This window comes from Paenibacillus sp. 79R4 (assembly GCF_013393165.1).
Taxonomy (GTDB): domain Bacteria; phylum Bacillota; class Bacilli; order Paenibacillales; family Paenibacillaceae; genus Fontibacillus.
This window is the reverse complement of sequence record NZ_QJOT01000008.1, coordinates 41,844-52,986: the sequence shown is the minus strand read 5'-3', so window position 1 is coordinate 52,986 and position 11,143 is coordinate 41,844. Positions and strand designations below refer to the sequence as shown.

Below are 11,143 nucleotides of genomic sequence, written 5' to 3'. Positions count from 1 at the left end.
AAATGAGATGAGGAGCATGAAGGCTGCAGTTCTTCACGGAGCATTAAATATGAAAGTTGAAGAGTGGAGTGAACCAGCACCCGGCAAACATGAAGTTCTGCTTCAAATTGCTTGCTGCGGCATATGCGGTACAGACCAGCATATTTATCACGGTCACCCAGGCTCAGCTGAGGTAAATCCCCCGATTGTGCTGGGCCATGAACTCTCGGGAGTCGTCTTGGCCGTAGGCGAAGCTGTATTTACTCTACAGCAGGGAGACCGGGTATCCGTTGATCCGAATATCTATTGCGGGGCATGCGAGTATTGCCGTAATGGGCGGGCTCACCTGTGCGACAAGCTAAATGCCGTTGGTGTGACACGGGACGGCGGAATGGCTGAGCGATGCATCGTTCCCGCTTCCAACTGCTACAAGCTACCGAATCATTTAAGTATGCTTGAAGGAGCAATGGTCGAGCCGCTTGGCTGTGTGCTGCACGGCTACAAGAAATTGGAGCTGCGGGCGAATCATCATGTGTTGATCGCAGGCGGCGGCTTCATTGGACAGGTGTTCCTCCAGCTTGTCAAGGCAGCAGGCGTTGAGCTCATCACCGTGAGCGAGCCAAACCCGAACAAGCGGGAGGCACTGCTGAAGCTTGGCGCTGACAATGTCGTGTCACCATTTGATCCAACTGAGGCTGCGGGACTGCTGAGCTCGGCAGATCTCGTCATCGAATGTGTCGGGCGAACTGAATCAGTCGAGTTAGCCATTAAAGCAGCGCGTAAAGGAGGACAGGTGTTGATCTTCGGAGTTGCCTCGCCAGATGCGCAAGCATCCTTCTCGCCCTTCGATGTCTTTAGCAAAGAGCTGCGAATTATGGGCTCTTTTATCAACCCGTACACCCATGAGGAAGCAATTACACTCATTGCGCAGAATATTGTGCAAATTGAGCCGCTTATCAGCCATCGTATTGACCTTGAGGAACTGCCGGAATTTATGACTTCCTATCCTAAGCTAAATGTAACAAAAGCCATCATAATGCCTTCTTAATTAGAAAGTTAGAAAGCTGATCCTTAGTCCTGAGCAGAACAATAAGACGTATCGCTTAACCTGCATGCAGAATAAAGCGATACGTCTTTATTATTTACTCTCTATTTTACAGATAATGAACGAATTCCCTACAACAATTAAACAAGTCGTTATCTATATTCGTCTTTTGTTATGGACTAATCTGTTTTAACGGATTATAATAGCTTTTATCATATGAAAATACGAACATTAAGGCGGTAACTATGGAACAATATATGCAATTATTTCAAGGAACTGCTTTTTCCAGTACTTCTGCCAAAGAAGTTCAAATATTAAAAGACTATCTGTTTGCGATCAATGCAGAGGGCGTGATCAAGAAGGTCATCGCTCCGGAGGATGCGGAATACCAGCCTTTGCTGGAGGCCTATCAAGGCAAGAGCAACTTCCGTCGTTTGGCTGAGGGCCAGTATTTGCTGCCCGGGTTCATCGATCTGCATGTGCACGCACCGCAATGGGCGCAATCCGGGACAGCCCTGGACATTCCGCTCTATGACTGGCTGAATACGTACACTTTCCCGCTGGAATCCAAATTTGCGGATCTTGATTTCGCCGAGAAAGTCTATGAGGATCTGGTCAGCACTTTGCTCGCGAACGGGACAACGACCGTACTTTATTTTGCTACCGTGCATAAAGAGGCCAGTCTATTGCTGGCTGAGCTCTGTGTGAAGAAAGGACAACGCGGACTCGTCGGCAAGGTGGTGATGGATGATCCGGCGCAAAACCCGGAATATTACCGTGATGCAGATACCCATTCAGCACTGGCGGATACGGAGGATTTTATTCTCGCCGTTCGGGAACTAGCCAAAACCGCAAAGCAGGGCGTCTATCCCGTAGTAACACCACGCTTCATTCCCAGCTGTACGGATGAAGCTTTGCGAGGCCTGGGCAAGCTTGCTGACAAATATGACGCCTATGTCCAGTCACACTGCAGTGAAAGCGATTGGGCGCATGGTTATGTTCGGGATCGATTGGATAAAAATGATGCCTTTGCATTGCGCGATTTCGGCCTGCTACGGGAGAAGTCGGTTATGGCGCATTGCAATTTCCTGGACGAGCCTGATGCGGATTTATTCGCAGAGACTGGAACCGCGATTGCGCACTGCCCGATCTCGAATGCCTATTTTGCCAATAGCGTTATTCCGGTTGCCCATTTCCATGGCAAAGGCATTGATATCGGGCTGGGCACGGACATATCCGGCGGTTTCTCGCCGAGTCTGTTCGATAATATAAGACAAGCCGTCATCTCTTCGAGAATGCTGGAGGATGGTGTTGATCCTTCCCTCCCCGCACATAAGCGCGGTGTTCCGGAGTCGCGGATTACGGTCGATGAAGCGTTCTACCTGGCGACAGCCGGAGGCGGTGAGAGTCTAAGCCTGCCGATCGGTCGCCTTGAACAGAATTATGCGTGGGATGTACAGATCATCGATACGAAAATGCCTTCTGCCAAGCTGCCGATCTTTGATGAGAATGAAGACTGGCATGGGATTTTTGAGAAGATCATCTATCTGGCCAGACCTGAAAACATCCGTGAAGTATGGGTACAGGGTATGAAGGTTCATTCTCGTTAAAATACAAAAAAACTATAATATTCGAGGTGTACATCCCAGTGAAAACAGAAGCAGTCAACCAGGGGCAAGCTCAAACCCATTCATCGCAGCTAACAGTTCTGCCCGATCAGAAGGTATCATTTGGCAAGTCCGCCCTTCTGGGCTTGCAGCATGTATTAGCAATGGACGTCTATGTGGTTCCTTTCCTGATCGCCATGCTGATCGGCTTGCAATCCAACCAGTCCAGCGCACTGATCCAATCTACCTTTATCGCTGCGGGGTTAGCCACGATTGTGCAGAGCTACTTCTGCATGAAGCTGCCGATCGCTCAAGGTCCTTCGTATGTTCCGCTTGGCGCAATTGTCAGCATCTATGCCGCCAGCGGAGGCGGGCAGCTAGGCTGGAATTCCGTGCTGGGCGCCAGCCTTGTCGGTGCGGTTCTCGTTATTATTTTGGGGATGAGCGGCGTGTTCAATAAGATCGTCAAATCCTTCATTCCGCCGATTGTGGGCGGCACGATCATTTTTATTGTGGGTCTGTCTTTATTGCCAGTGGGGATCAGGGACAATATTTATGAAGCCGCTGATGCGACGATCAATCAGAACGTGATGCTGGCCCTAATCTCAGGCGCAGTGCTGCTGATCTTTGTAATCCTCGGTTCCCTGCTAGGGACCAAAGGATCATTATTCCGGATTATGTCCGTCCTGTTCGCATTAATCGGCGGATGTATCGCTGCTAATTTTATGGGAGTACTGGACTTCTCGGCAGTTAGCCAAGCCAACTGGTTCAGCATGCCGCAGATCCCCTTTGCCGACTTCGGCTTCTCCTTCAATTTCTCGGCTATTATCACGATGGTCATTATTTATCTGGTGCTGCTCGCTGAAACAACGGGGACCTGGTTCGCTGTCAGCAATGTCATCGATCAACCGTTAACCGATCAAAATATTAACCGAGGGGTCATCGGCGAAGGCATTAGCTGTCTGATCGCCTCTCTGCTCGGCTCTACTCCGGTTACAGGCTATTCCACCAATGCCGGCATTATTTCCATTACCGGGATTGCCAGCCGCCGAGTCTTCCTTGCCGTTGGTGGCTGGTTCGTTATCTTTGGCTGTTCCGGTAAGCTGGCTGCTCTAATTGCATCGATCCCGACGGCTGTCATCGGCGGCGTATTCTGCATTGTCTGCGGCATTATCGCCATTAACGGCATACAGGTCATGAAGAACGAGCGGATCGGCGAGAAAGAGATGTACATCGTCGCCATTCCGATGATTCTAACCTTGGCATTAGTGCTTATTCCGAAGGATTACTTGTATTCCTTGCCTACCTTCGTGCAATATTTGCTGGGTTCGCCAATCCTGGCCGCTTCCCTGGCGGCTATCTTGCTGAATAAGTTCTTGCCTGGCCGCAAGGAGACGCTAAGCGAAAAATAACAGATATTTTTAAATGAGGGCAGCCCCACAGGAGGTATGTTAAATCATACTTTTGGGGCTGTCCTGCTCTGGTTTATACAGCCAGACTTGAAAGCCGATTCCGTGTTTTTCGATCTTATGTTTCGGGAAGTCTGTCTGCGCTATCAGATCCTCGAACCCTTCGCGGGTATAGGCGCCGTTCTTCAAAAAAGTTTGGAACGACAGTTTGACAAACCAGCGATCAAAGCCTTTCATACCGGATTTTTGAATTTCGTTCTCGATATCCTCACTCGTGGCTTCGTGGTTCATGTCCAGAATAAGCGCCGCACCGCCGGGCTTGATAACACGATACATTTCCTGCAAAGCCTTCAGTGGTTCGCTGAAATTTTTGAACGCAGCGGAGCAAATTATGAAATCATAAACCCCATCGGCCAAGGGCATTGCAGAGGCATTTCCCTGCCGAAAGTCTACATTTACGCCAGCTTCTCTGGCGTTACGCTTCTCAATCTCCACGAAATCCGCGCTGATTTCCAAGCCGGTTACCGAGTAGCCTTGCTTCGCTAGCTCGATGGCCAGATAGCCGGGGCCAGGAGCGACTTCCAGCAACTCCGCTCCATTTTCAACATATCCGCTTACGATATCAGCATATTCCCGCATCTCCGAAAGACGCGACTTACGGGTGTTATTGTCATACCATTTCGCCATCCAGCCGGTGATGCCCAAATCTTTCTTGCGGCGAGCCGTTTTCATATAGGACATAAACAGCACCTACTTTCTCTTCATAGATATAAGCGCATGGCTTATTTCTCCCAGCCCTATGCCAATAATCGCTCCAACCCCGGTACCGATCAGCGTATAGATCCATCCATTTTGCATAAAGGCAGGAACGCCCCCACTAGTGAGAAACCCGATCAGGGAACCGATAGCAACACCTAAAAACAGGAACCCGCCGTAGAATAGTCCGACAGCCTCATAGTCTGCAGGATCACGATTTTCATAATACTGGCGGAAACGCTCATGAAGATCAGCTTGGAAATCAGAATCACCTGAAGCCGCGAGCTTATCCCTTGCCTTTTCAAAAGCTTCCTCTTCCGATAAGCCCTGAGATATCAGATCGCTCATGTAGTCGCTCATGTAGAGGATCATATCATTACGCGCCTCTTGCGCCTGATCCGAGCTGCTCTTAAATCTGGCTAATTTCCTGCCGATTTTATGTTTGGTCTGATTGGTTTTGGCCCGCAGCTTTTCCAGATAGGTCATCTCCGCCTCCTCCAGATAATGCTGCGCCTGTTCCTTGGCAAACTGATCTATCTTTCGAAGTGTTTCATTGCTGAAGCTCATCCTTCATTGCCTCCTTTATTTCTTAAAATTTGGATACGTTCGTTTAAGAAATCCCATCGTGCCCAAAATGACATCAATTCATCCCGCCCTCGCTCATTGAGAGTGTAGAACTTCCTTGGCGGACCAATTCCGGACGGCTTTTTCACGATATGAACCAGCTTGTTTTTTTCCAGTCGTACTAACAAAGCATAAACGGTGCCTTCGGCAATCCCTTCAAAACCAAGAGCATTGAGCCGCTTTACAATCTCATAACCGTAAATCTCATCCCGTCCGATGATTTCCAGCACCATTCCCTCCAACACTCCTTTGAGCATTTCACTTAGATTATCCAAACACATACACCTCACAAGAACAATATTGACATGTGTTGAGGTACTTAATATTACTGAGTACCGCTACATAATAACGCAGAGTAGTGTCGTTGTCAACGAGCAAGCAGCTATATGAATATAAAAAAACGCCCCTAAGGGCGCGGGATGAACTCTTATTTCATTACTTTCTCGACTTTCTCCGCAAAATAATCAACCACATGCATCACCCTCAGACGATCCTGTGCCTGCTCCCGCTCAACGCCAATCTTCATCTGCAGCAGACAGCCGGGATTGCTGGTCAGAATGATCGATGCCCCTGTCTCATTCACTTTATCCATTTTGTGATCCAAAATATCATTCGCCATCTTCGGCTGCATCAGATTATAAATCCCGGCTGAACCGCAGCAGCCTTCCGCACCTTCAAGCTCTACATAATTCAAATCGGGCAGAAGGTGAAGCAGCTGCCTTGGTCCCCGGCCTGCCTTCATGACATTCCTCAGGTGGCAGGAGTCTTGATAAGTAACTGTATCTTGAGGTGTGTGATCGGGACGTTCTTGGGAAATGAATTCTTGATCGTCAGGCCCTGCACCTACAGATTTTAATGAATTCCATCGCTCTGAACGGAGCAGCAGCTCGCTTATATCCTTGATCTGCTGTGAGAAATGCTCCGCTTGCGGTTTCCACAGCGCATCATCCTTCAGCAGATGATCATATTCAATCAGCATGGCTCCACAACCTCCAGCGTTAGAGGCAATATAATCGACCTTGGCCTCGGCAAAGGCCTGGATATTCCTCCTGGCGAACTGCCGGGCGGTCTTCAGATCGCCGCTGTGAGAGAACAATGCTCCGCAGCAGCCCTGCGCTTCAGGAATGACCACATCATACCCGGATTCTCTCAGCAGGTTCACCGTATTCACATTCGTTTCGGTGAAGAGCACATCCATGATACAGCCGCGGAACATGCCCACAGTTCCGATCCGCTCTCCCTTGGCTGGCAGCAAGCTGGCCTTCACCCGTTTTACTACGCCTTGACTGTCAGCCTGCGGCAGGATACGCTCCAAGGTCTGAAAATGCTCTGGCAAAAATCGAAGCAGCTTCTTCTTCGCCGCATAACGCTGTAATCCGGAGCGCTGATATTTCTCTAGCAGAGCGCTAAGAGACAACATGCGATGATGGCTCTTGAAGGCAGGCTTAACCAGCTTATGCAGCCGTTTCATGTTCGGAGGCCGATCCGATTTAGAGCTATAACCGGGCCCGGGTGCAGTTTCCGTCTGCCCACTCATCTTCTTGGTCTTGGCAGAGTGAAACGGCTGTTCGAACAGCACCGACTTGGTCTGTTCCAGCAGCTGACCGTACTTCACATCGGATGGGCATACGGGCTCACAGGCCCGGCAGCCCAAGCATAGATTGATCTGCTGGCGGAACGACTCATTCGGCTCCATTACACCGTCAGCTACCGCCTTCATAAGCGCAATTCTCCCCCGCGGCGACGCAGCTTCGATGCCGGTCTCTTGATAGGTCGGACAGGAAGGCTGGCAGAAGCCGCAGCGCATACAATTCATTAGCTCATTATAATCCAGCTGCTTCGTAAGCTCCTGCTGTAGCGTTAATAAGGATGAATCTCGCTCTTTTTTGGGATTAGGGCTGCTCATTTTGAGATCACCAGCCTTTTACGGGACGGCTTGGCGAAGATCTTGCCCGGGTTCATAATGCCGTTCGGATCGAAAACCTGCTTGATGCCCTTCATCACGCTGATCCCCGCAGTCCCTACCTTCCATTCCAGATAAGGAGCCTTTACCGTTCCGACCCCATGCTCGCCCGTAATCGTCCCGCCCATCGAGATCGCCTCCTCGAAGATCTCCGCAAAAGCTTCCTCAACGCGGTGTATTTCCTCTTCATTACGAGCATCTGTCGTACAAGTAGGATGCAAATTGCCGTCCCCGGCATGCCCGAAGGTGCATATGTTGACACGGTACTTCTCAGCAATCCGGTTAATTGCCAGGATCATATCGGCGATGGCAGATCGCGGAACGGTCGCATCTTCCAGGATCGTCGTCGGCGAGATGCGGGCAAGCGTAGATAATGCGCTTCGACGAGCCATCATCAACTGCTCCGCTTCAGCCTCGTCCTGTGCCATACGAATTTCTGTGGCCCCTTCCGACGCACAGATATTTTTGATATCAGTCATCTCCCTCTTCACCTGCTCCGGTTCCTGACCGTCCTGCTCAATCAGCAATATAGCCTGCACATCCGTGGGCAGACCGATATGATTATAATCCTCTACCACACATATCGTGGCCTGATCCATAATTTCCAGCGTGGCCGGAATAATCCGCGCGCCAACAATCCGCGAGACCGAGCGAGCCGCCCCATAAATATCTGCAAAAGCAACCAGCATCGTCTGACGTACTCCTGGAGCAGGCAGAAGCTTTAAAGTCGCCTCCGTAATTAACGCCAGAGTTCCCTCGGAACCCACTAACAGCTTCGTCAGGTCATAACCGGCTACATCCTTGTACAGCTTGCCGCCTGTACGGATTATTTCCCCGGAGGGAAGCACCGCTTCAAGACCGATCACATAATCCTTGGTTGTGCCATACTTAAGACCTCGCAAGCCCCCTGCGCCCTCCATAATGTTGCCGCCTAATGTAGAGATGACCATGCTGCTCGGATCTGGCGGATAGAACAGTCCCCGCCGCTCCACTTCCTGATGGAACTTCCTCGTATTCAAGCCAGGCTGTACGGTAGCCGTCAGGTTGTCCGTATCCAGCTCCAGCAGCTTATTCATCCGCGATATGGCTACAACGATGCCTCCCTGCACAGGGACAGTGCCGCCGCATAGATTGCTCGCAGCGCCTCGCGGAACGATTGGGATGTGATGTTCATTGGCAAGCCTTAATATAGATTGCACCTCAGCCGTCGTCTCCGGATAGACCACCGCATCAGGCAGCGATTGCAGCATAGGGGTAGCATCATAAGAATGGGTGACCAAAGTTTCCTGATCCTCTCGGAACCGTTCCTGGCCAAGCCATTGAAGCAATGACTGTCTTACCTCAGAATCCAGCATATCATTTACACCTCTCCTCTTCCTGTCTTCATCGTAGATGAAGTCGAATCCACACAAATCGATGATTGCCATGAATTGATCGGTAACCAATAGCAATTATTCTGGACAGAAGCAGCTTAGATTCGGATAACTGTTCAGGTCATCTGATGACTTTTGGGATATTATACCTTATAATGAAAGCGTATGTATAGACTTAATTTAAAATTTGAAGGAATATAGAATTTGAGGATTATACAGCTTATCCACATCAACAAGCAGGGAGAAATCCATCATGTACCCTATCCAAATGAAAAAAGGGGCCGAACTCGTTACAGAGCATCTGCTCCAGCTATTAAAAGACGGCAGCTATGCCGAAGGGCAGCGTCTTCCCTCGGTGGAGGCGCTGGCCAAGCAATACCAAGTGGGGCGGTCCACGATTCGCGAGGCCCAAAGCGCTCTGAAAGCGATGGGTTGGCTCGATATTCGTCACGGTGGAGGTACCTTCGCACGCAGGCCGGAGCACAATCCGGCCGAGCAATTGCTCAGCTCCCTCGCCGATATGGATTCGCTCCGCTCCTTGATCGAGGCTCGCAAGCTGGTTGAGATCGGCTCAGCCGCACTCGCGGCGCGAAGAAGAACGGAACAGGATCTCACACGAATGTCCACTTGTCTGAAGCTGATGGAAAAATATCTGGACGATGAAGAGAGAAGTCAGCAGGAGGATTTACAATTCCATGTCTATCTGGCTGAAGCTAGCCACAATCCGATTTTGGTCCCGATGCTTGCCCTGTTCCATCAGGAATGTGCCAAGCATATAGGCAGCACCCGGCGCATGTGGCTGTTCGGCGAACGCGCCTCTGCACTGCAGCTATGGAATGAGCATCAGCTGATTTATGAAGCTATTTCCGTTCAAGACGAACCCCTTGCCTCCCAGCGGATGGAAGAGCATCTCACAAAGGTAGGGATGGTGCTGAACGTATAGGTGGTTAGAGGGAGGGACTTGCGTGGGCCAGCCCGGATGACCAAAAAAGGCCGCAAAAAATCGGGAACAGCTCTGTTTCAGAGGAAACCTGATTCCCGATTTCGTTTGCAGCCTATCATTTTGCAATAACTATTCAAGCTTGCCAGTCGCCAGAGTCCGTGTAGGATTATTTCAATCGACTAAAGCGATTATTGGATGCATTGCGTTGATTTCGCTTAAAAGAACATGCCTGCAATTGCCCCGCTCAGCAAATTAGCCAACGAGCCTGCAATGACCGCCTTAAATGCAAGCCCACCCACCTCACTGCTTCTCTCAGGGGATAATGAAGTAAATGAACCCAGCATGATCCCCATGGAGCCGATATTGGCAAATCCGCAGAGGGCAAAGCTAACGATAGCAACCGTCTTGTCTGACAAATGTCCCATCTGTTCAGCAAAAGAACCAAAGGCTATCATTTCATTCATCACAAGCTTCTGTCCCAGGAAGCTTCCTGCCATAGTAGCCTCTGACCAAGGAACACCAATCGCAAAGGCAATAGGCGAGAAGATCCAGCCCAGAATTAATTGCAGTGACAGTTCGCCAAAACCAAACCATCCGCCGATCCACCCAAGCAGCCCGTTGAGCAAAGCCACCATCGATATAAAAGCGATCAGCATAGCCACAATTTGCAGCGCCATTTTCATACCGGAAGAAGCGCCTTTTGAAATAATGTTAACGATGCTTTCCTTTTTCCCCGACTTGTTCTCTTCAAGCTCATGTATATCAACCTTGACGGGTACTTCCCGTTCCGGAATTATAATCTTTGCTATAATAAGCCCCGCAGGAGCCGACATAATGCTCGCGGATAATAAATATTCCATAGGTATCCCGAGCGCAGCATAAGCGACCATGATCCCGCCGGCAACAGAGGCTAGTCCGCCAACCATAACCGCGAACATTTCCGATCGCGTCAGGTATTTCATATAAGGCTTGATCATAATCGGAATTTCCTGCAGTCCCAGAAAAATATTCCCCGCTGCCGCTAAAGATTCAGACCGGCTTGTCTTCAGCAATCTGCCAAGTCCCCCGCCAATGACACGCATAAAAATCTGGACGATCCCAAAATGATATAAAATACCGATCAAAGGAGTAATAAAGACGGCCAGCATGGCCACGCGAATCGCAAAGATATTGCCTGTGGGCATCGTCTTGTCGGCCAGGCTGCCGAATACAAAGCCCAGACCTTCATACCCGTAGTGGAACAAGTTCGTAATACCCCCTGATATCGCTCTGATCACCTGCTTGCCGAGATCCCATTTCAGCACGATAAAGCCAAACAATAATTGAATAAGAAAACCTATACAAATGGTGCGATAATTGATATTTTTCTTATGGTCTGACATCAAATAGGCGATCACGAAAACAACGAAACAGCCCAGCAGCCCCCATAAAATATTCATTCTAT

At 49.8% G+C, this 11,143-nt stretch carries 10 protein-coding genes; 4 read left to right on the top strand and 6 right to left on the bottom strand.

The features are described from left to right. Positions 1–16: 16 nt before the first annotated feature. The 3 genes from DMN77_RS12990 (at position 17) to DMN77_RS12980 (ending at position 4,043) form a co-directional block, all read left to right on the top strand. Positions 17–1,027, top strand: coding sequence for a zinc-dependent alcohol dehydrogenase family protein (locus DMN77_RS12990; RefSeq protein ID WP_179015333.1), 1,011 nt, complete (start codon positions 17–19; stop codon positions 1,025–1,027). A gap of 242 nt (positions 1,028–1,269) precedes the next feature. Beyond that, positions 1,270–2,634: a guanine deaminase gene (gene guaD, locus DMN77_RS12985; RefSeq protein ID WP_068782671.1), complete on the top strand. Its 1,365-nt coding sequence runs from the start codon at positions 1,270–1,272 to the stop codon at positions 2,632–2,634. A 38-nt stretch (positions 2,635–2,672) separates the two neighbouring features. Continuing rightward, the gene (locus tag DMN77_RS12980; protein WP_120464840.1) at positions 2,673–4,043 is read left to right on the top strand and encodes a uracil-xanthine permease family protein; all 1,371 of its coding nucleotides are present in this window, start codon (positions 2,673–2,675) and stop codon (positions 4,041–4,043) included. 39 nt (positions 4,044–4,082) lie between these two features. On the opposite strand, the gene DMN77_RS12975 is transcribed toward DMN77_RS12980, so the two are convergent. The 5 genes from DMN77_RS12975 to DMN77_RS12955 all read right to left on the bottom strand — a co-directional run bounded on the left by DMN77_RS12975 (position 4,083) and on the right by DMN77_RS12955 (position 8,738). Further along, positions 4,083–4,781, bottom strand: coding sequence for a class I SAM-dependent methyltransferase (locus DMN77_RS12975; RefSeq protein WP_069188428.1), 699 nt, complete (start codon positions 4,779–4,781; stop codon positions 4,083–4,085). Positions 4,782–4,790: 9 nt separating this feature from the next. Beyond that, entirely contained in the window at positions 4,791–5,363 is a 573-nt protein-coding gene (locus DMN77_RS12970; protein WP_179015330.1) for a hypothetical protein, read from the bottom strand. Continuing rightward, positions 5,360–5,653, bottom strand: coding sequence for a PadR family transcriptional regulator (locus DMN77_RS12965; protein WP_306294249.1), 294 nt, complete (start codon positions 5,651–5,653; stop codon positions 5,360–5,362). The genes DMN77_RS12970 and DMN77_RS12965 overlap by 4 nt, the downstream gene beginning before the upstream one ends. Before the next feature lie 194 nt (positions 5,654–5,847). Then, positions 5,848–7,326: a (Fe-S)-binding protein gene (locus DMN77_RS12960; RefSeq protein WP_179015328.1), complete on the bottom strand. Its 1,479-nt coding sequence runs from the start codon at positions 7,324–7,326 to the stop codon at positions 5,848–5,850. Further along, positions 7,323–8,738 (bottom strand): FAD-binding oxidoreductase, encoded by a 1,416-nt coding sequence (locus DMN77_RS12955; RefSeq protein ID WP_068782675.1) that lies wholly within the window; start codon positions 8,736–8,738, stop codon positions 7,323–7,325. The genes DMN77_RS12960 and DMN77_RS12955 overlap by 4 nt, the downstream gene beginning before the upstream one ends. 271 nt (positions 8,739–9,009) lie before the next feature. Between DMN77_RS12955 and DMN77_RS12950 the strand changes: the two genes are divergently transcribed. Further along, positions 9,010–9,699 (top strand): FadR/GntR family transcriptional regulator, encoded by a 690-nt coding sequence (locus tag DMN77_RS12950; protein WP_179015327.1) that lies wholly within the window; start codon positions 9,010–9,012, stop codon positions 9,697–9,699. A gap of 215 nt (positions 9,700–9,914) precedes the next feature. On the opposite strand, the gene DMN77_RS12945 is transcribed toward DMN77_RS12950, so the two are convergent. Then, a complete protein-coding gene (locus tag DMN77_RS12945) occupies positions 9,915–11,138 on the bottom strand; it encodes a NupC/NupG family nucleoside CNT transporter (protein ID WP_179015325.1) in 1,224 nt (407 codons plus the stop codon). Positions 11,139–11,143 lie beyond the last annotated feature (5 nt).